General features: G+C 65.1%; 19 protein-coding genes. 7 read left to right on the top strand and 12 right to left on the bottom strand.

Annotated elements, in window-relative coordinates; translation table 11 throughout:
- Positions 1 to 9: 9 nt before the first annotated feature.
- The 6 genes from eutA to EJ072_RS08415 form a co-directional block, all read right to left on the bottom strand.
- The gene (eutA, locus tag EJ072_RS08440; protein ID WP_126083555.1) at positions 10 to 786 is read right to left on the bottom strand and encodes an ectoine utilization protein EutA; all 777 of its coding nucleotides are present in this window, start codon (positions 784 to 786) and stop codon (positions 10 to 12) included.
- Between the two features lie 5 nt (positions 787 to 791).
- On the bottom strand, positions 792 to 1,451 hold the full coding sequence (gene ehuD, locus EJ072_RS08435) for an ectoine/hydroxyectoine ABC transporter permease subunit EhuD (protein ID WP_112131195.1): 660 nt from the start codon (positions 1,449 to 1,451) through the stop codon (positions 792 to 794).
- A 16-nt stretch (positions 1,452 to 1,467) separates the two neighbouring features.
- Entirely contained in the window at positions 1,468 to 2,127 is a 660-nt protein-coding gene (ehuC, locus tag EJ072_RS08430) for an ectoine/hydroxyectoine ABC transporter permease subunit EhuC (RefSeq protein ID WP_042638468.1), read from the bottom strand.
- A 246-nt stretch (positions 2,128 to 2,373) separates the two neighbouring features.
- Positions 2,374 to 3,225: an ectoine/hydroxyectoine ABC transporter substrate-binding protein EhuB gene (gene ehuB, locus EJ072_RS08425; protein ID WP_126079298.1), complete on the bottom strand. Its 852-nt coding sequence runs from the start codon at positions 3,223 to 3,225 to the stop codon at positions 2,374 to 2,376.
- Between the two features lie 94 nt (positions 3,226 to 3,319).
- Positions 3,320 to 4,105, bottom strand: a complete 786-nt coding sequence (gene ehuA / locus EJ072_RS08420; protein WP_126079297.1) for an ectoine/hydroxyectoine ABC transporter ATP-binding protein EhuA — start codon at positions 4,103 to 4,105, stop codon at positions 3,320 to 3,322.
- A 137-nt stretch (positions 4,106 to 4,242) separates the two neighbouring features.
- Positions 4,243 to 5,628 carry a PLP-dependent aminotransferase family protein gene (locus tag EJ072_RS08415; RefSeq protein ID WP_126079296.1) on the bottom strand — a complete coding sequence of 462 codons (1,386 nt, stop codon included), beginning with the start codon at positions 5,626 to 5,628 and terminating at the stop codon, positions 4,243 to 4,245.
- A gap of 83 nt (positions 5,629 to 5,711) precedes the next feature.
- Here EJ072_RS08415 and EJ072_RS08410 point away from each other — a divergent pair, with 83 nt between their 5' ends.
- The 6 genes from EJ072_RS08410 (at position 5,712) to EJ072_RS08385 (ending at position 13,816) form a co-directional block, all read left to right on the top strand.
- Positions 5,712 to 6,203, top strand: a complete 492-nt coding sequence (locus EJ072_RS08410) for an Lrp/AsnC family transcriptional regulator (protein WP_126079295.1) — start codon at positions 5,712 to 5,714, stop codon at positions 6,201 to 6,203.
- A 412-nt stretch (positions 6,204 to 6,615) separates the two neighbouring features.
- Complete coding sequence (locus EJ072_RS08405; RefSeq protein ID WP_126079294.1) at positions 6,616 to 8,109, top strand: NAD-dependent succinate-semialdehyde dehydrogenase; 1,494 nt, start codon at positions 6,616 to 6,618, stop codon at positions 8,107 to 8,109.
- A gap of 36 nt (positions 8,110 to 8,145) precedes the next feature.
- On the top strand, positions 8,146 to 9,525 hold the full coding sequence (locus tag EJ072_RS08400) for an aspartate aminotransferase family protein (RefSeq protein ID WP_126079293.1): 1,380 nt from the start codon (positions 8,146 to 8,148) through the stop codon (positions 9,523 to 9,525).
- A gap of 22 nt (positions 9,526 to 9,547) precedes the next feature.
- Positions 9,548 to 10,648 carry an alcohol dehydrogenase family protein gene (locus EJ072_RS08395; RefSeq protein ID WP_126079292.1) on the top strand — a complete coding sequence of 367 codons (1,101 nt, stop codon included), beginning with the start codon at positions 9,548 to 9,550 and terminating at the stop codon, positions 10,646 to 10,648.
- A 344-nt stretch (positions 10,649 to 10,992) separates the two neighbouring features.
- Entirely contained in the window at positions 10,993 to 13,542 is a 2,550-nt protein-coding gene (locus tag EJ072_RS08390; protein WP_126079291.1) for a caspase family protein, read from the top strand.
- A gap of 82 nt (positions 13,543 to 13,624) precedes the next feature.
- Positions 13,625 to 13,816, top strand: a complete 192-nt coding sequence (locus EJ072_RS08385) for a hypothetical protein (protein WP_127409660.1) — start codon at positions 13,625 to 13,627, stop codon at positions 13,814 to 13,816.
- Between the two features lie 201 nt (positions 13,817 to 14,017).
- On the opposite strand, the gene EJ072_RS08380 is transcribed toward EJ072_RS08385, so the two are convergent.
- Positions 14,018 to 14,629 carry a hypothetical protein gene (locus tag EJ072_RS08380; protein ID WP_245467257.1) on the bottom strand — a complete coding sequence of 204 codons (612 nt, stop codon included), beginning with the start codon at positions 14,627 to 14,629 and terminating at the stop codon, positions 14,018 to 14,020.
- A gap of 173 nt (positions 14,630 to 14,802) precedes the next feature.
- Between EJ072_RS08380 and EJ072_RS08375 the strand changes: the two genes are divergently transcribed.
- A complete protein-coding gene (locus EJ072_RS08375; RefSeq protein WP_126079289.1) occupies positions 14,803 to 15,303 on the top strand; it encodes an OmpA family protein in 501 nt (166 codons plus the stop codon).
- Positions 15,304 to 15,448: 145 nt separating this feature from the next.
- Here the strand turns inward: EJ072_RS08375 and EJ072_RS08370 are convergent, their stop codons facing one another.
- The 5 genes from EJ072_RS08370 to EJ072_RS08350 all read right to left on the bottom strand — a co-directional run bounded on the left by EJ072_RS08370 (position 15,449) and on the right by EJ072_RS08350 (position 23,881).
- Positions 15,449 to 17,068: a caspase family protein gene (locus EJ072_RS08370; protein WP_126079288.1), complete on the bottom strand. Its 1,620-nt coding sequence runs from the start codon at positions 17,066 to 17,068 to the stop codon at positions 15,449 to 15,451.
- 615 nt (positions 17,069 to 17,683) lie between these two features.
- Positions 17,684 to 20,125 carry a M23 family metallopeptidase gene (locus tag EJ072_RS08365; RefSeq protein WP_126079287.1) on the bottom strand — a complete coding sequence of 814 codons (2,442 nt, stop codon included), beginning with the start codon at positions 20,123 to 20,125 and terminating at the stop codon, positions 17,684 to 17,686.
- A complete protein-coding gene (locus EJ072_RS08360) occupies positions 20,122 to 20,592 on the bottom strand; it encodes a DUF1036 domain-containing protein (protein ID WP_245467256.1) in 471 nt (156 codons plus the stop codon). Before EJ072_RS08360 ends, EJ072_RS08365 begins: the two co-directional genes overlap by 4 nt.
- 26 nt (positions 20,593 to 20,618) lie before the next feature.
- Positions 20,619 to 23,111 (bottom strand): protein kinase, encoded by a 2,493-nt coding sequence (locus tag EJ072_RS08355; RefSeq protein ID WP_126079286.1) that lies wholly within the window; start codon positions 23,109 to 23,111, stop codon positions 20,619 to 20,621.
- A complete protein-coding gene (locus tag EJ072_RS08350) occupies positions 23,108 to 23,881 on the bottom strand; it encodes a PP2C family serine/threonine-protein phosphatase (protein WP_126079285.1) in 774 nt (257 codons plus the stop codon). The genes EJ072_RS08355 and EJ072_RS08350 overlap by 4 nt, the downstream gene beginning before the upstream one ends.
- Positions 23,882 to 23,887: the final 6 nt, after the last annotated feature.

Raw genomic sequence — 23,887 nt, 5'->3', positions numbered from 1 at the left:
GCATTACGATCACTGGGCCAGCGGCTTGGTCCACAAGCGGCCGAACTCAGGTCGCGGCGTCTCGTCGCCGCAGAGCCGCAGGCAGTTCCAGGCGCTCGCCTGGTTGCTGGTGACGACCGGACGCCCGATCGCCTCTTCCATACCCGGCACCGCGAGCGCGGCGCGCAGCGCGGTGCAGGAGACGAACAGCGCATCGGCCTGTGGATGCGTGACCTTGCGCGCCATCTCGACGAGGGACGCCGGCCTGATGCGGGCCATCTCGCGGTCATCCTCGAAGCCGAGGCAAGTGAAGCTCTGGATGTCGAAGCCCTGCGCGGCGAAATAGGCCGCCATCGGCCGGCTGGTCTCGACGGTGTATGGGGTTAGAATGCTGATGCGCTTCACCCCAAAAGCGTTCAGGCCGCGCATACCAGCCATCGGCGGCGTGATCACGGGCACGCCGGGCTTGGCCACCTGGATCGCTTGTTCGATCTCGGCGTCACCGATCACCACCGAAGCAGACGTGCAGGAGTAGCAGACGGCATCGAGCGTCTCGTCCGGCAGGATCTGCGCCGCCCCCGCCGAAAGCGAAGGCTGCATCTTGCGCAAATTCTCCGGCGTCGTTGGATTGGCGTAGGGAATGCGTGCGACATAGACGCCGATCCGCTCGCTCGCCACCATGCGGTGGAAGTCCACCTCGCTGGTGTGGTCGGTGGCTAAAGCGATCAGTCCGACGCGCTTTTCCAGCGGACGCGCGTCAAGCGCGGGGCGCGCCGTTTCGAGCCGGATCTCGGGCAATGCTTTCATGACTTTCATCTTTCGATCCTGCCGTAGCGATGCTCCAGCCAGCGCAACAGCACGACGGAGCAGAGGCTGATGACGAGGAAGAAGGCGCCGACCAGCGTCATCGGCTCGATGTAGCGGTAGTAGGTGTTGGCGACGCTCTTCGCCTGGTTCATCAGTTCAAGCACTGTGATCGCCGAAAGCAGCGGCGTCTCCTTGAACATGGCGATGAAATAGTTGGCCAGGGCCGGGATCATCGGCGGGATCGCCTGCGGCAGGATGATATGCGTCCAGGTGTGGCGTCCGTTGAGATTGCAGGCCTTGGCCGCCTCCCACTGGCCGCGCGGCACGTTGTCGATGCCGGCGCGGTAGACCTCGGCAGTATAGGTTCCGTAGTGCAGCCCAAGCCCGATCACGCCGGCCACCAGCGGCGGCAACAGGATGCCGATATCGGGCAGCACGTAGAAGATGAAATAGAGCTGCACCAGAAGCGGCGTGCCGCGGATGAACTCGGCGAACCAGCCGATGCTGCGCGCGACGAGCCGGTTCTCCGAGCGCCGCGCAAGCGCAATCCCGAGCCCCACGATCGCCGCCAGGATCGAGCCCAGAATGGTTGCCAATATGGTGATCTTCACGCCCTGGATCAGGGTCGGCATGATCTCCCAGACGAAGTTCCAATCCCAGTCCATTATTTGGCCCAATCCATCAGACGCGCACCCCATCAAGCCCGCGCGCCATGCGGCGTTCCAGCGTCCGCACGCCCCAGGAGATGATTAGCGCCAGCGCGAAATAGATGATCAGCACGGATAGGAACGGCATCAGCGTGCTGCCGGTCTGCGAACGCACCACCTGCGCCTGGAAGGTCAGGTCGGCGAGCGAGATCAGCGAGACGACCGAGGTCGCCTTGAGCAGCTCGATCGCGTTGTTGCCGAAGGTCGGCAGCATGACCAGCAGCGCCTGCGGCAGGATCACGTGCCGCATGCCCTGCCAGCGGCCGAGATTGAGCGCCGTGCAGGCCTCATATTGCTCGCGGCCGACCGACAGGATGGCGCCGCGCACAACTTCCGCCGCATAGGCGCCGACATTCAAGCCCAGCGCCAGCACGCCGGCCTGCAGTGGGGTCAGCGACAGGCCGGCGAAAGGAAGGACGAAATAGGCCCAGAACAGCTGCACGAAGATCGAGGTGCCGCGGAAGAATTCGATATAGGCCGTGGCGATCGCGCGCAGGATGAAGAAGCGCGACACGCGCCCCATGCCGGCAAGGAAAGCCATGATCAGCGCGAGCACCGACCCCATCAGCGTCAGCTCGATGGTGACAAGCGCTCCCTGCAATATCAGGCCGAGATAGCCGGACCACTGGGTCATCTGAGTGTAAAATTTCCTATCGTTTGCGGTTGTGCGGGGCAGCCGCGTCAAGTCCCTTCTCCCCGTTCACGGGGAGTTGAGGAGCGGTTCGCGCAGCGAACGAAAAGCCAATTGCTTGGCTTTTCGAGCGACGAAAGCCGGCAGGCAGATGAGGGGCGGAGCCAGCTTCTGATATCTTGGCGCCGCCCCTCATCCGTCACTTCGTGACACCTTCTCCCCGCAAGCGACGAGAAGGCAAAGAGCGCCTTACTTCGCCGCGCAGAGCTTCTCGCGGGTCGTCGACATCGCCGCCTTGGCGGAGAAGCCGTAGGGCTCGATGATCTTGGCGAACTCGCCGGACTTCTTCAGCTTGGCGAGCTCGACGTCATAGGCGTCGCGCAGCGCCTCGTCGCCCTTCTTGAAAGCGGCGCCGTCGCAATAGACCGGAGCGCCCTGCACCGGCGCGATCACTTCGAGGTTCGGATCATTGGCCTTCTTCATCAGGTCGTTGATCGACAGAACCGGCAGCGAATAGGCGTCGATGCGGCCGTCCTGCACCATCTTCAGGCCGCTCTGGCCGTCCGGCACGACGACCACGCGATCGCGCGGCACGCCGGCATTGAGCGCCAGCTTCTCCTCGGTGCCGCCGCCGGGCGCGCCGACGGTGGCGGAGCTGTCCTTGGCGATATCCTCATAGCTCTTGAAGCCTTTCGGATTGCCCTTCTTCACCAGCATCGCCTCGGCGTCGCACAGCACCGGTTCGGAATAGGCGACCGCCGCGCAACGCTCCGGCTTCATGAACAGGCCGGCGGTGACGACGTCGAAGCGGCCGGCCTGCAAGCCGGGGATCATGGCGCCATATTCGGAGATGGAGGCGACGATGTCGTTGACGCCGAGACGCTTGAAGATCTCGCGCGCCACGTCCGGCGCCGCGCCCGAGACCTTGCCGTCGGCGGCCACCGCCGTATAGGGCGGCTCGTTGGCGATGGCGACGCGGGCAAAGCCCTGCTGCTTGAGCTGCTCCAGCTTTGCATCGTCGGCCGAACGCGCGCCGGAGGCGAGCAGCATCGTGCTCACTGCGAGGCCGGCGACGCCAGCCAGAATCCCAAGTTTCTTCATCGTTCCCAACTCCTTGTTTCTGTTATTGGTCTGCTCGGTTCGGGACGGCCTTGGGCCGCCCGTGGACAGCTTGCGCCGCCCGTCTGCATAGCGGTCAGACGCGATGTCCGGCCGCGATGATCTTCTTCAGGAAGCTCTGCGTTCTTTCCTGCTTGGGATGGCGGAAAATCTCATCGGGCTTGCCTTCCTCGACGATCCTGCCGCGGTCGAAGAACAGCACGCGGTCGGCGAAGTCGTGGGCGAAGCCCATCTCATGGGTGACCAGAAGCATCGTCATGTCGGTCTCGGCCGCGAGCTTGCGCATGACGTTGAGCACCTCCTCGACCAGCTCCGGGTCGAGCGCCGAGGTGACCTCGTCGAACAGCATGATCTTGGGCGACAGCGCCAACGCGCGCGCGATCGCCACGCGCTGCTTCTGGCCGCCGGAGAGCTGCGCCGGCATCGCTTTCGCCTTGTCGGCGAGGCCCACCATGTCGAGCAGTTCCATCGCCCGTTTCTCGGCGGCGGCGCGCGCGACGCCCTTGGTCAGCATCGGCGCCAGCGTCACGTTGTCCATGACGCATTTGTGCGGAAAGAGATTGAAGAGCTGGAAGACCATGCCGATCTTCTGTCGCATCCTGGCCAGGTGGCGCTCGTCGGCCGGCAGCAGCTGGCCGTTGCGCTTCATGTGGTAGAGCTGCTCGCCATCGACCTGGATGTGGCCGCCGTCGATCTTCTCCAAGGTCATCAGGATGCGCAGGATCGTCGTCTTGCCGGAGCCGGACGGACCGATCAGCGCCAGCTTCTCGCCGGGCATCACCTGCATCGACAAACCGTCCAGCACCTTGAAGGTGCCGAAGCTCTTCGAAATCACATCGACCTTGATGATGGGCGCGGGCAATCCATTTCCCCGTTGCTGGAGAAGCATATGCCCTTAACGATGCGAAACGTACCAAATCATGTCAATTAGGAAAATAATATCATGACAATATTTCCGGCGCGGCACAATTTCAGGGCAATCTGGACTCCTTTTGTGCATCAGATGGCGAGCAGGAGATGCTCCGGATCGCCGAGCAGCAGCTTGGCGACAACGCTCAGGCCCACCCGCAGTTCCCCCTCTGTGGTCGATCCGAGCGAGATGCGCACGGCCGGATGCCATGGCGTGTCAGCGATGCGGAACGAAGTGCCCGGCGCGATCGCCACGCCGCGCAGGCGCGCTTGAGAGACAAAGCTTTCCTCGGCGCGGTCGCCCGGCAGCTCGAGCCACAGATGCAGCCCGTCGCGATGGACGCGGTAATCGACGCCCGCCAGCATTTCGGCGGCAATCTCCTGGCGTCGCCTCAGCGCCGCGCGCTGCCAGTTGACCAGTTCCATCGCCGTGCCGTCGTTCACCCAGCGCGTGGCGATCTCCGCCACCATCGGGGTCGCCATCCAGTTCGAGACGAGGTGGCGGTTGGCGACGGCGGCGACATAGCGGTCCGGCACCGCCAGATAACCGATGCGCAGGCCGGGCACGGTGATCTTGGTGAAGGAGGTGACGTAGAGCGTCCGCTCCGGCGCAAACGCGGCGACCGCCGGCGGCCGGCCTTCGACCAGCGGCCCCAGCACGTCGTTCTCGATGATGGCGATGTCGTGCTTGCGCGCGACCGCGGCGATCTGCTCGCGGCGGGCGGCGTCCATCAGGGTCGCCGTGGGGTTGATCACCGAGGGCTGCACGAAGACGGCGCGAATGTCCGAGAGACGGCAGGCCTCGTCGAGCGCCTCGGGGATCAGCCCGTTGCCGTCGATCGGTAGCCCTTCCAGGTTGAAGCCAAGATAGCGCGCAAGTGGCACCAGCGTGTGGTGGCCGATCGCCTCCGTCGCGACCGTCGAGCCGGGTGGCGCCACGCTCATCAGCGCCACCGTCATGCCGGCGGTGGCGCCGTTTGTGAGGCTGATGTTCTGCGGCGACGCCTCCAGCCCGCAAAGCTTCAACCACTCGACAGCCACCGCGCGGTGGCGCGGGAAAACCATGTTCGGCCGGAACGACAGGGCCGAGCTTGACGGCAGGTTCTCGGCGAGCCAGCCCAGCGCCTGCTTCAGTTTTTCCAGATGCATCGGCTCGCAGACCGGCTTCAGGATGGAAAGGTCGATGACCTCGCCCAGCCGCTCCGGAATGTACGGCGGCTCCGGTTCCCGGCGCTGCGTCTGCACGAAGCTGCCGCGGCCGACCTCGCCGGAAATCAGGCCGCGGCGGATCAATTCCTCATAAGCGCGGCTGACGGTCTGCACCGAAAGCTTCAGATCGTCCGCCAGCCGGCGGTGCGTCGGCAGCCGCGTGCCGTTGGCCAGCCGCCCGTCATGGATGGCGCGGGCGAACTGGTCGGCCAGCGAGAGATAGGCCGGGCGGCGAATGAGAGCAGGATCTGGCTGCCATAATGTCATGACTTATTAGAGATCGAAATCAGTGCAATTGACAATCGAAATAATGCATCGTCATGGTGTCCTGAACGAAAGGCGGATACCGCATGGCGGCAGCGAAGCTCGATCCGATCGACCTCAGGATTCTCGACGCCATCCAACGCGACGGGCGCATCACCAAGCTGGCGCTGGCCGAGAAGGTCGGCCTGTCGCCGACGCCGTGCTGGATGCGGCTGCGCAAGCTGGAGAAAGCCGGCATCGTCACCGGCTATCACGCCGCGATCGCCATGCGCGTCATCGCGCCGGTGGCGACCGTGCTGATGGAGGTGACGCTGGCCAACCATCGCCAGGCCGACTTCGACCGGTTCGAGCGGGTGGTGCGGGATGTCCCGGAGATCGTCGCCTGCTGGTCGGTAGGCGGCGGCGTCGATTACGTGCTGAAGGTCATGGCGCGCGACATCGACGCCTATCAGCGGCTGGTCGACGGTCTGCTCGAACGCGAGATCGGCATCGACCGCTACTTCACCTACATCGTCACCAAGACGGTCAAGGACGAGACCGTGCTGCCGGTGGCCGACCTGCTGCCGGAGCAAGGGTGAGTCGGCCTCGCGATCAGCGTGGAGATTAGCCGAAACGTCCGCACTTCGTCATCCACGGGCGGAGCAAGGAGCGAAGCGACGCGGCGCAGACCCGAGGATCCATGCCGACGCTAAGGCATTGCGACGGTGCAGAATTCTGTGCCGCTGCGCCCTTCGATCAAGGTAACGGCATGGATCCTTGGGTCTCCGCGACGGAGCTGCGCTCCTGCTTCGCCCAAGGATGACGAGGCTGAGGAGCCTCGGCCAATTTTCACCGTTTGGTGGCACCCGCCAGCTGGCAAGCTAGAGAGATCGACCTGCTCTCCCGGACAAATAGAGACAATCTCTCTACATCGGACCGCCGAAACAGCCTCTTTGTCTCGATCGCGCGTCTAGTCTCTCCCTATCGCCTCGACACCGGGAGACTTGACTGATGTCCGCGCATTTTGCCCGCACCAACCACCATGAAGCGCTCGACCGCCTCGCCGATCGCCGCCTGTTGCGCGCGCTCGCCTATGTCGACGGCCACTGGACGGCAAGCGAGGCGGCGGCAAGTTTCGAGGTCACCGATCCGGCGACCGGCGCTACCATCGCCTTTGTGGCGGCACTCGATGCCGCCCAGACGACGAAGGCGATCAACGCTGCATCCCGCGCGTATCCCGGCTGGCGGGCGCTGTTGCCGCAGGAGCGCTCGAAAATCTTGCGAAAATGGTTCGATCTGATCATCGCCGCCAAGGACGATCTGGCGCTGCTGATGACGCTCGAGCAGGGCAAGCCGCTGAAGGAATCGCTGAGCGAAATCGACTACGCCGCCTCCTTCGTCGAGTGGTATGCCGAGGAAGCGAAACGCCTCAACGCCGAAAGCGTCACCAGCCATCTGCCGAACGCCGAGATGTCGGTGCGCCGCGAGCCGCTCGGCGTGGTCGGCGTCGTCACGCCGTGGAATTTTCCGTCGGCGATGCTCACCCGCAAGGCCGCGGCCGCGCTTGCCGCCGGCTGCACGGTGGTGGCGCATCCGTCCTCCGAAACGCCGCTGTCGGCCCTGGCGCTGGCGGAACTTGGCGAGCGCGCCGGGTTGCCGGCCGGTGTCTTCAACGTCATCACCGGCGACGCGCGCACCATCGTTGGCGCCATGTGCGCCGACGCCAGGGTCCGCGCCATGAGCTTCACCGGCTCGACCGAAGTCGGCCGGCTGATCGCCGCGCAAAGTGCTGCGACGATGAAGCGCCTGGTCATGGAGCTCGGCGGCCATGCGCCGCTGATCGTGTTCGACGATGCCGACATCGACAGGGCGGTGACCATCGCGCTCGACGCCAAATTCGCCACCTCCGGCCAGGACTGTCTCGCCGCCAACCGCATCTATGTGCAGCGGCCGATCTACGACCGCTTTTGCGCCGCCTTCGCGCACCGCATCGAGCAGCTTCGCGTCGGCAACGGGCTATCCGCGGACGCCGAGATCGGGCCGTTGATGCATGAGCGCGCGGTCAAGAAGATCGAGGAACAGGTCGCCGACGCAATCGCTCATGGCGCGCGCTGCCTGACCGGTGGCAAGCGTCACGCTGCCGGCCCGCTGTTCTACCAGCCGACGCTGCTTGTCGATGTGCCGGACGAAGCGCTGATCATGCGCGAGGAAACTTTTGGGCCTGTCGCCGACGTCACTCCGTTCGACGACGAGGGCGAAGTCGTCGCCCGCGCCAATGCCACCGAATATGGCCTCGTCGCCTATGTCGTCACCGAGAACGGCGCGCGGCAGGCGCGCATGGGGCGTGCGCTGGACTACGGCATGGTCGCGATCAACCGCGTCAAGATCACCGGCGCGCCGATCCCGTTCGGCGGCGTCAAGCAATCCGGCATCGGCCGCGAAGGCTCGCGCCACGGCCTCGAAGCCTTTACGGACCTCAAATACCTCTGCCTCGATGTAGCCTAAGCTGCGCAGGCCCTCATTCTCGTCAGGAGTCAAAAAATGCTCGAACAGTCCAACGAACTCTCCGCCTGGGATCGCGACCACTTCTTCCATCCCTCGACGCATATGGGCACGCACGCGCGCGGTGAATCGCCGGCCCGCATCATGGCCGGCGGCGAAGGCGTCACCGTCTGGGACAACACCGGCAAGAAGAGCATCGATGCCTTCGCCGGCCTCTACTGCGTCAATGTCGGCTATGGCCGCCAGAAGATCGCCGACGCCATTGCCGAACAGGCCCGGAATCTCGCCTACTATCACGCCTATGTCGGCCACGGCACCGAGGCCTCGATCACGCTTGCCAAGATGATCATCGATCGCGCGCCGAAGGGCATGTCGAGGGTCTATTTCGGCCTCTCCGGCTCCGATGCCAACGAGACCAACATCAAGCTGATCTGGTATTACAACAACGTCTTGGGTCGTCCCGAGAAGAAGAAGATCATCTCGCGCTGGCGCGGCTATCACGGTTCCGGCGTGATGACCGGGTCGCTGACCGGGTTGGAGCTGTTCCACAATGCCTTCGATCTGCCGCGCGCGCCGATCCTGCACACCGAGGCGCCCTATTATTTCCGCCGCGCCGACCGCTCGATGAGCGAAGAGCAGTTCTCGCAGCATTGCGCCGACAAGCTCGAGGAGATGATCCTCGCCGAAGGCCCTGATACGGTCGCGGCCTTCATCGGTGAGCCGATCCTCGGCACCGGTGGCATCGTGCCGCCGCCGGCCGGCTACTGGCAGAAGATCCAGGCCGTGCTGAACAAATATGACGTGCTGCTCGTCGCCGACGAGGTGGTGACCGGCTTCGGTCGTCTCGGCACGATGTTCGGCTCCGACCATTACGGCATCAAGCCGGACCTGATCACCATCGCCAAGGGCCTGACCTCGGCCTATGCGCCGCTCTCCGGCGTCATCGTCTCCGACAAGGTCTGGCAGGTGCTGGTCAAGGGATCCGACAAGCTTGGATCGCTCGGCCATGGCTGGACCTACTCGGCGCACCCGATCTGCGTCGCCGCGGGCGTTGCCAATCTCGAGCTGATCGACGAGATGGATCTGGTCAGGAATGCCGGGGAGGTGGGCGCTTACTTTCGCGCCGAGCTCGCCAGGGCCGTCGGCGGCCACAAGAATGTCGGTGAGGTGCGCGGCGACGGCATGCTGGCCGCGGTCGAGTTCGTCAAGGACCGCGACGACCGCGTGTTCTTCGATCCGGCGCTGAAGGCCGGGCCGCAGATTGCGACCGCGCTGGCCGCCAGCGGCGTCATAGGCCGCGCCATGCCGCAGGGCGACATCCTCGGCTTCGCGCCGCCGCTCTGCCTGACGCGCGAGGAGGCCGACATCGTCGTCGCCAAGACCGCCGACGCTGTGAACAGCGTTTTTGCGAGCATCTGAGAAGCGACATCCGAGAAGTGATATGAATGCCATGACCAGAACCGTTCCCGCCACCATGGCCGCCGTCCAGCTTACCGGCCATGGCGGCCTGGAGAAGCTCGTCTACCGCACCGATGTGAAGGTGCCGGCACCCGCCGCCGGCGAAGTGCTGGTCAAGGTCAGCGCCTGCGGCATGAACAACACCGATGTCTGGGTGCGCCAGGGCGCCTATGGCACGGAGGAGAATGCCGCAGCCGTCTCGACCTGGCGCCGCCAGGGCAACACGCTGACCTTCCCGCGCATCCAGGGCACCGACACGGTGGGTACAATTGTCGCTATCGGCGACGGCGTGCCGGCGAGCCGCATCGGCGAACGGGTCATGGTCGACTTCTCGATCTACAACCGCGACGACGATTCGCTGGCCGACATCGACTATATGGGCCACGGCCGCGACGGCGGTTATGCCGAATACCAGGCGCTGCCGGCTGAGAACGCGCATGTCGTCGACACCGACTTGAGTGATGTCGAGCTCGCCACCTTCTGCTGCGCCTATCTCACCGGCGAGCAGATGCTGGAGCGTGCTGCGCTCAGGGCCGGCGAGCGCGTCTTGGTCACCGGCGCCTCCGGTGGCGTCGGCTCAGGCATCGTGCAACTGGCCAGGGCGCGCGGCGCCATCCCCTATGCCGTCGTCGGCAAGGGCAAGGAGCAGGCTGTGCTCGACATCGGCGCCGAGAAGGTGATCACGCGCGGCGTGGCCGACCTGCTCGCCGCCGTCAACGAAGCGACGGGCGGCCAGCCCATCGACGTGGTCGCCGACCTCGTCGGTGGCGCCATCTTCAACGACCTGCTGCGCATCCTGCGGCCCGAGGGCCGCTACACGACTGCCGGAGCGATCGCCGGCCCGGTCGTGCAGCTCGATCTCCGCACCATGTATCTGAAGCAGCTCCAGCTCCACGGCTCGAGCCAAGGCACGCGCGCCGACTTCCGCCGCATTGTCCGCTACATCGAGGAAAAGAAGATCAAGCCGCTGGTCGGCGGCGTCTACAAGCTCTCGGACTTCCACCGCGCCCAGACCGACTTCATGGGCAAGGACTTCGTCGGCAAGCTGGTCGTGGTGCCGGATGCGATGTGGAGCGGCGCCTGACCCCCGAAAGAGCGCCCGGCGCGGCTTCAGCCGCCGCTATCATCTGGCGCGGCGACTGCGGACGGCAAGCCGATATACGCCGGGAAGCAAACGCTTTGCGGGCGTGCGTATCCGAGGACGCCCGGACAAACCGGGGCGTCCTCGCCTCGCAGCCGGCGATGCGCTTGCCCAGGTCATTGCGGCGTCCGGGCCTCTGAGCTATTTTAGCAGTTTATTGGATACGCCTGCCTGCCATCGCGGGCGCGTTCCTTGCCGCCTTGGCAGATTGTGAAGTCTTTAACAGACCGCGATGCCGCAAGCTGAATTCTTGTGGCCGACAGGTCATAGCGGTTGGGGATTTTGCCATGCTGCGACGCTACGCGCTGATTGCGGCCTTGATCGTCTTGGGTCTCACGACGGTGCAAGCGCAGGCCGATCGAAGAGTTGCGCTTGTCATCGGCAATTCGCAATACCGCGAAATCCCGGCGCTCAAGAATCCTGACAAGGATGCCGAGGACGTATCGAACACGTTTCGGGTGGCCGGGTTCGATGTGTTCGTCGCCAAGGACCTCACCAAGCTCCAGTTCGAGAAGGAGTTCCGCAATTATCTCGCGGCGGCCGACGGCGCCGATCTGGCGGTCGTCTACTATTCCGGCCACGGCTTTCAAATCGGCGGCGAGAATTTTCTGATCCCGGTCGATGCGTCGCTCAAGGCTGCGGCCGACATCGAGGTCCAGGCGGTCAAGCTCGACGATGTCCTGCAGCAATTGCGCGCCAAATCGAAGATCCAGGTGATCATCCTCGACGCCTGCCGCAACAATCCGTTCCCGCGCAAGGACTACTGGCTGCGCGACCAGTTGATCGCGGCCGGCGGCACCGGCCTTGCGCAGGTGAAGAGTTCGCTGAACACGCTGATCGCCTTCGCCACCGAGCCGGGCGCCGTCGCCTATGACGGCGCCGGCGACCTCAGCCCGTTCTCTTCCGCCTTCTCCCGCCGCGCGCTGGCACCGAACCAGGAGATACGCTCCGTCATGGCGGCCGTGCGCCGCGATGTGGTCGAGGCCACCAAGGGGGCGCAGGTTCCTTGGGAAAACTCCTCGCTGATCGACGAGGTGGTGCTGATGCGCCGCGCCAACCGGCCGGCTTTGCCGCCGGTGCTGGAAAAGACCGTGCCGTCGGGCGTCGGACCGGTCGCGCTCGACCTGCCTGTGCCCGTCGATGTCGACGGCGGCGCGGTCACCATCAGCATCGAAAGGCCGCCGGCAATGGGGCACCTGATCCTGGACGGCAAGCCGGTCGCGACGGGCCAGCCAATAGAGGGCAAGGATCTGCCGCGGCTCCAGATGGACGTGCCGAAGGGCGCCGACGCCGAGGACCAGGTCGACATGCTGGCCTATGCTGCGCATGACGAGTGGGGCGGCGGATCGCAAGGCATCCTCGTGTTCCGGGTCAAGAACGGCGACGGCGCCGCCGGCAAGCAGCTCGTGGCCTCCCTGGAGTCCGAGCAGAAGCAGCAGGTGGTGGAGCGCGGCATCCACATCGCCGGCGCCGCCGAAGCGATCGAGAACCACGACGTGAACGTGCCGGTCGGTGTCGGCCCGGTTCCGCTGAAGCTGGATTTGCCGACCAAGGATCCGGCGGTCAGCGTGAAGCTCGCGAGCTATCCGGCAACCGGGACGCTGTCCCTGCCGGATCGGACACTGTCGCCGCAATCGAGCCTGACGGCCGATGAAGTCGATAAACTGCGCTACGAGCCGCAGATAGGCACGGTCCAGCCATTGATAGTCGGCGTCGAAATCAGGGCCGACAACACACCGTCAAAGCCGGCGACGATGAAGCTGTCGCCCAGTGTCGATCGGTGCGACCAGAAGGCAGGCGAGCCTTTGGACCTGCAGGGCGTCGTCCCCGGCCTCTTGCCGAATGAGATCGGCGCCGGCGCGGTGGACGCCTGCCGGGCGGCGGTGAAGGCCTATCCCGATGTCGCGCGATTCCACTACGAACTCGGCCGCGCGCTGCTGGCCGCCGGCAAGGTCGACGAGGCCAAGAAGGCAATCCAGGACGCCGCCGACAAGGGACATGTCCGCGCTGTGTTCGAGCTGGGCTATATCGCTTCGTCCGGCATAGGAACGGCCGTGGATCCGGCGAAGGCGAATGGCTTCTATGCAAAGGCGTCTGACAAAGGCGATCCCTATGGAATGACCGCCTGGGGACGCGCGCTGTTCAATGGTCTCGGCGTTCAGCGCGATACTGGCAAGGGCCTCGACCTGCTGCTGAAGGCGGCGGCTATGGGCCATACCTACGCGATGAACGATCTTGCGGCGATCTTCACCGAAGGCCGCAATGGCGTGCCCGCCGACCCGGCTCGCGCCGTTGCCTTCCTCAAGGCGGGCGTCGAGCGCCAGGACATGTATTCGATGAACATTCTCGGCCGCAACTATCTCAGCGGACGCGGCGTCGAGAAGGATACCAAGCAAGCCCAGGCGCTTTTCCAAAAGGCGATGGATCTCGGCCAGCCCTATGCGCCCGGCAGTCTTGCGCGCATGTACCGGGATGGTGACGGCGTCGACAAGAACCTTGCCGAAGCGCAGAGGCTGTTCGAGCTGGCGACCGATCGCGGCGACTACTCGGCGGCCTATGATCGCGCGGCTATCGAGATGCAGAAGGGCGACAAATCCGATCAGGCGGTCGCCGTTCGCTATCTGGCGTTCGCGGCAGGACTTGATCTTCGTAACGAGTTACCGGGCGCTCGGACGACCCTCGCGCAGTTCGGCACGAAGCCGAAGACGGCTGCGTTGAAGCAATTGCGTTCGGAGCTCAAATCGAAAATTTCCGCCGGCGGGTCGGTAGACGACCAATTGATCAAGACGGCCAGAGCCGTCTGGGAGCAATCCAATCCGCGTCGGGACCTATTCTGATCAACAAGGAGGCAGTGGTGGGCGGGGCATTGAAGCAAGCGGTCATTGCAACATTTTCCTTGCGGTCGCGGGATGCACGACCGTGGCGCCCAGGTTCGAGCCGGCGCCGACAGCGAAACAGCCGACCAAGCAAGTCCGCGTGACGACGACGCCGACGGTGGTCAAGCAAAAGAAGGCGACCGCCAGGAAGCCGATCAAGCCGGTGACGAGCGAACCCGCGCCTGTCATCGCGCCTCTGGGTGGGGGTGGTGGCGGCGGTGGCGGCGGGTGGTGACAGCGTTCACGACACGCGTGCTTCTTAGGGCAATTCCAGAAAAAGTGTGAAACGGTTTTCCGTCCGGAATTGCGTAGAAACAAAGAGACAGGGTGTTTCGCCGTCTCCGTGAGACGGTGAAACGCACCAGAGCATTGCGGGAAAGCATGCGGCGGTTCCGTCCGCAACTGCGGCTTCATGGGTATTCTCCGGCGGAAAACCCTAATACGCGCCGACCGACGGTCGTTGCGCTTCCATCTCCACCATCTGGATGCCCATTTCGACGAAGGCCGAAAGCACGGCGAAGCGGTCGGCGGTCGAAACGCGCGCCAGCCCCGCCAGGATCCCGGCGTTGACGGCGTGGGCGGCGGGGAATCCGGTCGACAGCATATCAAAGGCCGGGTCGCGCCACGCCGCCGACAAGGCGATCCAGGCAGCCGGCGTTGCCGGCGACGGATCGACAGCGCTGCTGAGCGCCGCCCGATGGCGAGGATTTCCGGGCTCGCCCACCCAGTCGCTGACGAGTGCCAGCAATTCGAGATCCCTTTCGGCAAGGAGCTCGGCGAGATGACTGAGGCATTCATGCCCCCACCAGACCGCGGCGCGCTCGGGCAGGAGATAGGCGCAGAAGGTGACGGCTTCCTCCGGCACGCGTCCGGCGAGCAGCGCGCGGCAGAATTCCAGCGGGGGTTGGGCCACGGCCGGCGACTTCATGTCCCGGGCGATCGCGGGACAGGCAAGAAACAGATCCCTTGCCGTTCTGTATCCGAGTTCATTGGCCATCGCTGCCACACCCCGAGCATCGGCACAAACAGCACTGAAACCCGCGGCCAAGCGCCGGTCAAGCCTCAACCTTATCAGGCGGCGGCCATCGGCAACGTGCGCTTGTTCACAGACAATCGCTTTGGGATTTGATATAGTCCGCGCCAGCGAAAACCCGCTCGAAACAGGTCAAAACAGGAGTGACGGTCATGCGGTGGGGCAGTTCAGCCTTGGCATTGGCGACCGTGCTTTTTTCAACGCACGTCTACGCCGATCCGCTTCAGAAATCGGAAGACATCGTAAAGTTCTTCGCCGGCCAGGGCAATCTTGGCGCCTCACGCGGCATCTGCGTCGGCACCGAGGAAGAGTGCAAGAGCAAGGCCGAGAAGAACGAGGCGCCGCCCCAGAAGGCTGGCCTCGACATGATGATCAACTTCGCCCTGGATTCGGCCCAGCTCGACCAGACCGCGCGCACGGAGCTGGACGAGTTCGCCAAGGCGCTGAACGACAATCGGCTGAGCACGTTCAGCTTCGTCGTCGAGGGTCACACCGACGCGACCGGCACGGACAGCTACAACCAGGGCCTCTCGCAGCGGAGAGCGCAATCGGTGGCCGCCTTCCTCGAAGCCAACGGCGTTGAATCGGCGCGGCTCGAAGCGATCGGCCTCGGCAAGTCGCACCCGCGCGTCGCAAATCCATACGATCCGGTCAACCGCCGCGTGGAAATGCGCATCAGGACGGAATAGCGGGCCGCAGGCAAGCCGGCCCGTCAACAGCGACACAGGTCAAGGGGAGCTCGGTCAAAACGCCGGCTCCCCTTTTGTTGCTGCCTATTTCGACCCAATTCCAGGCGGAAAACCGCTTCACACTTTTCCTGGAATTGCTCAACGATCAATTCTTGATCGCGTTGCCGATCACAACGCCGCTGCCGAAGATCAGCGCCTTGGTCAGGAAGTCGTTGTTTTCTCTCGGCGGCGGCGCGTCCTCGCGAACCACGGTGTCGCTGTTGCGGCGGCGCTGAACGACCTGCGTCTGTTTCCGGCGCGGCTTTTGCTGCGCCGTCGGGTCCAACGTGCGGGTCTTCTGCACGACCTGCTTCCTGGTCGGCGCGGCGCGCGCCTGGTCGGCGGCGTTCCTGGCGCGCACGGCATCCATCATCGGGTCGGTCTGGATCACCAGCAGAGCCAGCTGTTCGCGCGTCAGATAGGTGGTTGAGGGCAGGCCGTTCTTGCCCTGCCAGACGCCGATCGCTTGGCGCGTCCTCGGGCCGATATTGCCGTCGACCTGGCCGAGCTCGTTGCCCAGCGCTTCGATGCGCAATTGCAGGTCGATGCGGCCGTTGCGGTCGAGCCCGATGGCGCTTTCCGTCAGTTCGGTGCCTTGCGTCTTTCTCATCTCGTCGGTGATGCCGACCGAGGTGCGGACGGCCGAGCCGGGATTGGCACTGGCATCGTCCGCGCCGCGCGCCGCCACCTGCTTGCCCGTCGCCGGATCCTTCAGCTGGTCGATGTTGAGCTTCGCCACCGTAGCGAAACGGCCGTTCGGAAACTGGTCGAGATAGGCCTCGTAATAGGGGATGGCGTTCCTCTTCGAAGCCTCGTCCCAAAGCCGCTGCTCGACTTCCCAGGACGGCGGCTCGCTGGCCACGGGAGCAGGCGCTGAAGTCGCCTTGGCCGCGTCTGCCACCGGCGTCGCGGCGGGCGAGGCTGTTTCTGCCACGGGCTTGCCGAGGAATACCTCGCGTCCGAGCGAGGCATTGTGCCATGGCCGCTGCCGGCCTTGCGTGGTTTCCGTCACCTCGCCGCGCACCCGCGTCAAGGCACTCTGGATCTCGACGCCCGGCTCGGTCAGGTGCTTGGCGAGAGCCAGCGAATAGGGGCTGTCGACGCCGTTGCCGTCGAAGGCGATGGCGCCGGGGTCGGTCGCATAGGCGATCAGGACGCCGCCCGTGCCCATGCCGTCGGCCTTTGCGTCGACCGGCGCGAGGCCGGCGCCGAGCGAGCGGCTCTTCGGCAGCGCCGCTGCCAGCGTGCGCGCCAGCGGATTGTCGCGGCAGGCGTCCAGAATGATGATGCCGACGGCGGGATCGGCGGGCAGCGCCGCCATGAATTCGTCGATCTGGACCGTGCGGGTCTTGAGATAGGCCGGCGACGTCAGCTCGGCATCGACCGGAATAAGGTAGTTCCTGCCGTCGACCTGCATGCCGTGCCCGGCATAGTAGATGACGGCAAGGTCGGCATTGTAGGACTCTTCGGTGAATTTGCTGATCAGGCTGTGCATGCCGGCATTGTCCTGGTCGACGCCTTCGATCACCTGGAAGCCGGCGTTGCGCAGCGTGGACGCGATAAGGCGGGCGTCGTTCGCCGGGTTGGGCAAAGCGACGGCATTGACATATTTGCTGTTGCCGATGACCAGCGCGACACGCTTGCTGTCGGGCGTGGCGGCCTGTGCGCCGAACGCGGCGTGGAACAGCAGGATCAACCCGCCCAAAAGGATGGCGAACGCTTTCATGGGATCAGCCCTCCGCCCCCTCGGGGCGCGTTATAAATGTCTGCGCATGCTGAATGTCGTAAGCGACAACGTCGCTTCTGCCAAAATCGTCCTTGAGCGTCTGTGATCTCGACCACAGATTTGGTTCACGAGGGGCTCGAAATTTCCTCGGTGAGTATCCGCTAATTTACCATTGGCGGGCCTGAAAAACCAATCGGCCCATCCGGCCATGCGAGGTTTAGTGAACCGACTCGTTCCTCAACACAGAAGTTTTGACCGGTTGGCTAGTGTACGTTGGCAGACCCCATGCCTTGGCGATTGGCCGAGACGACTGTCGCGGTCGTCATCCACGGGCGGAGCAAGGAGCGAAGCGACGCGCGCAGACCCGAGGATCCATGCCGTGACTTGGAAGCGCTGCGGCGGTCCAGAATTCTGCACCGTTGCACACTTCGGTCCAGGTAACGGCATGGATTCCAGGGTCTGCGCGCGTCGCTTCGCTCCTTGCTCCGCCCTGGAATGACGAGGTTCATGCGCCTTCAGCTCACCACCAGCGTTTGCGCTGACTATTCCAAACGGACGTTGATAGCCTCGTCCAACAAGCCTGCAATCTTTCAAGATCACTGTGTCGTCAAGGACCTAACCGGGCTCCAGCGTCTCCTGGATCGAGCCTATCAGCGCGGTGATCGCCTGCTTGTATTTCTCGAATTCCGGTGACGTCTGCCGCACCTCGGTCGTGGTCGTCGTCGGCTGGCCCTGGTCGGTCGCCACGCGCGGCACTCTCTGCCCCATCTTCCGCTCGGCCCAGTCCACGACGTAGCTCGCGGTCTTGCCGGTGAGGAACGGGTTGGCTTGGATGACGGCCGACCCGAGCACCGCGCTCAGCTGGCTCGAGCCGGGCGCCGCCAGAACCTGGGCCGCGCCTTCCATGCCGAGGAAATGGCACAGATAGAGGCGGCCGGCGGTGATCTGGTGGCCGCGCGCGCGCAGATAGGCCTCGCCCTCGCGCGCCAGGTTGCGCACCATTTCGCGCGACAGCGTGGCGTCGTAGCGAAGCGCGAGCAGGTCGGCGGTCGACAGCGAGCGGGCAAGGTCGGGCCGATAGGTGTTCATCATCCGGATCCAGGTCTTGGAGATGAACTGGCCGGCGCCGGTCGCCGAGGAAAGCGGGTTCTTGGCGCGTGCGCTGCCGCCGCTTTCGACATGCACGATCCGGTCGGTCAGCGTTTCGACCGCGGTATCGCCGGAACCGCCGGAGCTGACGGCAACGGCGGTGGCCACCGTGGTGACCGTCCCCAGCGGGTCGATCGCCTCGCCGTTCTGGTAGAGCTCGAAATGCAGATGCGGGCCGGTCGAAAGCCCGGTGGTGCCGATATAGCCGATGACATCGCCGGCCTTCACCTTGGTGCCGACGCCGCTGGCGATGGCGAATTTCTGCATATGCGCGTAACGCGTCTCGCGGCCATTGGCATGCGTGATCTTCACCAGATTGCCATAGCCGCCGCCATCGCCTTGGAAGGAGATCTCGCCGTCGAAGGCGGCCATGATCGGCGTGCCGACCGGCGCCGCCCAGTCGACGCCCTTGTGGATGCGAACTGTGCCCAGGATCGGATGCTTGCGCGGGCCGAAGGTCGAGGTCATCACCCCGGCGACCGGCGTGACCATGCCGTTGGTGACGGTCAGCGAGCGCACCTGATCGTTGCCGGTCACGCAGGCATATTGGCCGTCGCTCTGCTGGAAAACGAAACAGTCGAGGCTCCTGTCCGCGCCCTGGACGCCGACATAGAGCACCCGTCCCGAGATCTCGCTTTGGCCGCGCGGCGTCTGCGAATAGATCAGCACCAGGCGCTGGTCCTCGCTGGCGAAGGCGTCGAGGTCCTGCCCGCGCGACAGATACATGATCGCCTCGCCGATGACGCTGGTCGGCACCTTGTTGCGCGCCGCCGTCGAATAGATCGCGTCGAGCAGGCGGTACTGCCGCTTGGGCCCACCCTGGTCGGAGGTGCCGGAATAGTTGAACAGATCCTCGCGGACCCAGGGGTCGACGCCCGACACGAAGGCGCCGGCCGCATTGCGTGTCAGCGTGCCGACATAGACGTTCTTGGCATAGATGGAGACCTGCATCAGCGACATGGTCGTCGTCTCGCGGTTCGGCCGGAACCCGCGCATGGCCACCACAAAGCCGGCCTCCAGCCCGTCGCGGTTGAAGAGGGCCTTCAGCGCCTCGCCCGCAAGCTTGGCGTCATCGGCGGAGAAATGCGCGTCGAGCGCCACGCTGTCCAGGCTGCGGTCGTTGAGGATCTTCACGAACGTGTCTTCGGTGGCCTCGAAGCGCTGATACTCGCTGGTGACGGTCGCGACGGTCGTGTTGTTCTCGATCGCGGTTTTCTTGAAGGCGGGGAGTGCTGCCTCGCCCTGGTCGATGGTCTCGCCCCAGCCGGCCTCGGGGTCGTCGGCGTCCGCCTTGGGCGCCGAGCCGGCGTCGCTCTCGTCCGGTGCCGCTTGGAGATCATTCTGCAGGTCGCCTTGCGGATCGCCCTGTTGATCGTCCGGCGCCACGGCCGGAGCAGGCGGGCCCGGTTGCTGGTCGTCGGGCGCCGTTGCCGAAGGCTTGGGAGCGACCTGCCGCTGCGCCTGGAAGAAGGCGAAATCCTCTTGCGTCGAGGGGATCGTCGTCATGAACTTTTCGCTGGCGCTCAGCATCACGTCGGACATGATTTCGATCTGCGGCGAAGCCTCCGAACTGTCGAGCTCAGCCGGGCGCGCCACGGTCTTGCCCTTCGTCGCGGTGTCGGCATCGGGCGCCAATGTGATCCACATCGGATCGCCGGCCAGATCGATGATCGCCGGCACATAGACTGAGGCGTCGGGCGGCACGTCTTCCATGCCCTCGACCGGATGCAGCTCCTCGTCCTCGTCGCCGAACGACCAATAGTCCTTGGTCAGATAGAAGCCGGTGGCGACGGCAACGACGGCGAGCGAGGCAAGGCCGGCAAGGGCCCGGCGCCAGAGCTTGCGCCGGCGCTCGGCCAGGCGCGCCTGCTTCTTCTGTTTGAAGCTCGTGTCGATCGAGTGCGTCACGGGCTGTTTCCGGTCAGGAAATAGGTCCAGCGCACCTGTTCGAGCGTATCGACCTCGACGAAGCGCGCCGCGATATGGCCGCGCTGCCAGCACTCCTCGATGCCGCGGATCGAGAAGCGCCTCCGGTCGATGCACATCTCGGTCGACCCGTTGAGGATCGCGTGGCCGAAGACGTCCGTGGCGTAGAGATAGATGTAGCGGTTGGTCAGCTCCTCGCGGATGACATTGACGCACTGGTTGGCGCCGATCGTCCACCAGCCGTCCGTCTGGTCGGCATTGTCGACCTTCTGTCCGACCGCGAGATTGACGACGTCGAGCGTCTGGTTGCAGACGGTGAATTCGGCATGCGCCTTGCCGGGCGAAAGCATCGAGAACAGCGCCGCGCCGAGCAAAGCGGCAAGCGTCATGCGGCCCGGAAACAGCAAGCTACGCAGCTTGCGTGGCGGGGGCTGTTGCAAAGAACGCAAGGTGCGAGGGTCCATCGGCGTTCATGCTATCCGCCAAGCCGGAAATAGCTGGCCGTGGCCGAGAACTGCGACCCGCCGGCCTCGATCTCTTCGAGGATCCTTGGCAACAGCTCCGAGGCCGGCGTCGGCCTTGAGAACATGGCGGCCTGGATGTCCTTGGGGCCGGTGATCACCAGCATGATCTGCGGCACCGCCTTGCCGGCCGCCTTGTCCGCGGCGGCGAGGCCGATAGGGATATTGAAGGTCACCTTGTCGGTTTGCGCCACCATGCGGTCGTCCAGGTTGAAGGCGACGCCCTTGTGGTCGATCAGCATGATGTTGGAGACGAGCCCGCCGCCCGTATAGAGCGCGCCGCTGACCGGCGCGCCATCCGGTATCGATGTCTTGTCGAGGACAAGCTGCGGCTTCGCGGCCGAACTCCGGTCGAGAAAGCGAAGGAAAGTCGGCACGCCGCACTGGGAGAGCGTGATGAGGCGCACGCTGATGTCTGGCTCGATATGGAACCTGGACTGGAAATCGCCGAGCAATTGTTCGAAGGGCTGGACCGCCGTTCCGTAACCCTCGATCGTGGGGGCGCCGCCGGGTCCGGATGTCACGTTGGCGTAGAAGCAATTGCCGCCGCTGAAATCGCGCACCCAGGAGCGCTGCTCGTTCCACTTGGCCATGTCGTCTTCCGCTGACGGAAGCGCCGGCTTTGGCACATTGACGGCGACGTCGGTCTCGGGCTGCTTGGTTGCCGGCGTCTGCGGTTGCTGCGCCGGCTGGGTTGGCGCGGTCGGCGTTGCCGGCTGGCTGGCTGTCGGGACCTTCGGCTCGGCCGGCGAGGGGGTCGGCTCCGTCGATGCCTGTCTTTGCGAAGTTGGGGGCAGGGATGGGGCCGGCTTAGGCAACTTGGAAAGCTTATCCACGAGGTCTTTCACGCTGGGCTTGGCTGCCGGCGGATTTGCCTCTTGCGCCGGCTTGTTCTCAGCCGCCTGGCTCGGTTCCGGCGTCTTGATCGCCGGCTCGCTTGCCGGCCGCGTCGGTTTCTCGCCTTCGGCAGCCGTTGGCCCGGGAGCCGGCGCGGGCGACTGTTGCGCTGAGGGCTGCACCGGCCTGGTCTCGACCTGAGGCGTCTGGCTTTTGGCCTCGCTCTCCGGCTGCGTGGCTGGCTGCTCGACGGGCGTCCTGGCCTCCGCCTCAGGTTGGGCGGATGGCTTCGCCGTGTCAGGTTTCGGTGCTTCCGGCTGAGCCGCGGCCGGCGCCTGCGGCTGAGCTTTCGGCGTCTCCGCTTGCTGCGCCTCGGCCACTGGTTTGGCGGTCTCGATGGCCGGCTTCGGAGTCAGCGGCTTGGGTGTCTCCGCCACCGGCATGGGCGCCAGGACGCCACTGAAATAGAGGCCCGCCACCGCCAGGACGGCGATCGCCGCGGCGCCGCCGGCGATGACAGGCATGCGCGAAGGCTTTTTGGGCGCGGCCGGCGCGGGCGCGCTGGCCGGGGTGGCGGCCGGCGCGGGCCTTGGCTCCGACAGGTAGGCGGGGCGCACATGCTCGACGAAACGCGGCTCGCCGGAAGGTGGTGTCTGGGGCTTGGAGTCCGGCGGCGCCGTCCAGCCGGCGCGCGGCAGGCCCGAGCGTTCGCGCGCGCCGAACGACACCGGCGGCGGCAATGTCGGCTCGAGATCCTCACCGCGCGTTGCTCGGGCGATCTCAGCCATGCTCGCCGGCCGGTCGCGCGGATCCGGTTGCAGCATGGCTTCGATGAGTTCGCGGAAATCGGGATCGATATCCGACAGGTCCGGCACGGTCCGGCGTTTCTCGATGACCTCATATTGCGAGCCGCTCATGTCGAGCGGCTTGCCGCGCAGCGCCGCCGCCAGCACCAGGCCGAGGCTGTAGATATCCGATTGCTCGCTGACCTCGCCGCCATAGAGGCCGAGTTGTTCCGGCGAAACATAATTGTATTTTCCGGCGAATTTGCCGCCGATCAGCGTTTCGCCGCCGACGGTCGCCGAGCGCGCGATGCCGAAATCGATGATCTTGGCGCGCTCGACCCGGCCGCCGGGCAGGATGATGTTGTCAGGCGAGAGGTCGCGGTGCACCGCGCCGGCCTGATGCACGGCGCTCAAGCCAGAGGCGAGGCGGTGGCAAAGCCGGCGCACATCGTCGCTTGGCATCGGCCCGCGCCGCATCATGTCGAACAGCGATTGGCCGTCCACGAACTCCATCGCGAGATAGGGGCGGCCGATCCCCGGGTCGATGGTGAACACGTGGTAGCGCACCACCGCGTCATGCGAGAGATGGTTGAGGATCGACGCTTCCTTGCGGAACAGCGACAGGATCGTCTGGTCGCGCGCGAATTCGGGCAGCACGATCTTGATCGCCACATGATCGCCGGTCTGGATGTTGTGGCCGCGATAGACTTCGCCCATGCCGCCCGAGGCGATCCGCTCGTCGAGCTCGTAAATGCCGCTGAGCTGCGTGCCGACGCCGGCATAGGTCACGTTCGGCGAGATCCGGGTCTTGTCGTCGTCGCTCATCTGGCCAGGCCCTCCGCTGCGGACCGATCCGGATGGGGCGCGCCGTTGCCGCCGATCTTCACAAGTACGATGGTCACATTGTCGGTACCGCCGCGCGCCAGCACCGTATCCAGGAGGGCCTGGCATGCCGCCCGCGGCGTGGCGGATCTGGCCGCGGCCTCGATCTCGGCGTCGCTGACATGCGCCGTCAGCCCGTCGGTGCCGAGGACGAAAACGTCGCCCGGCATCAATTCGCCCTGCTGGAAATCGATCTCGAGCTCGTCGCTGACGCCGACCGCATGCGTGATCACGTTGCGTCGCGGCCAGGTGCGCGCCTCCTCCGCGCTGATCATGCCGCGGTCGAGCAGTTCCTGCACCTCGGTGTGATCCTTCGAGACCTGGAAGATCGAGCCGTTGCGCACGAGATAGATGCGGCTGTCGCCGGCCCACAGGCAGGCGAAGCGCCCATCCATGGCAAGCAGGGCGGCGAAAGTGGAGCCGATGGTGATGCCGCGCGATCGCGATATGCCCCGGATCTCGGCATTGGCGCGGCTGAGCCTGTCCTCGAAGCGGGCGCGAAGGTCCGGGGCCGAGCTCGCAATGCCGATCGTCGCCAGATGGTCGACGATACTGGCCGAGGCGACCTCGCCGGCCTCATGCCCGCCCATGCCGTCGGCCACCACCCAGAGCCCGGTCTGCGGCTCGATGAGGTAATTGTCCTCATTGTGGTCGCGCACGCAGCCCTTGTGGCTCACGCCGAAGCTGTCGATGGGAAGGGCGACAGTGCTCAATTTGCC

It is taken from the genome of Mesorhizobium sp. M2A.F.Ca.ET.046.03.2.1 (assembly GCF_003952425.1).
Taxonomy (GTDB): domain Bacteria; phylum Pseudomonadota; class Alphaproteobacteria; order Rhizobiales; family Rhizobiaceae; genus Mesorhizobium.
The sequence above is the reverse complement of the archived record's forward strand: the minus strand, read 5'-3'. Positions and strand labels throughout refer to the sequence as shown.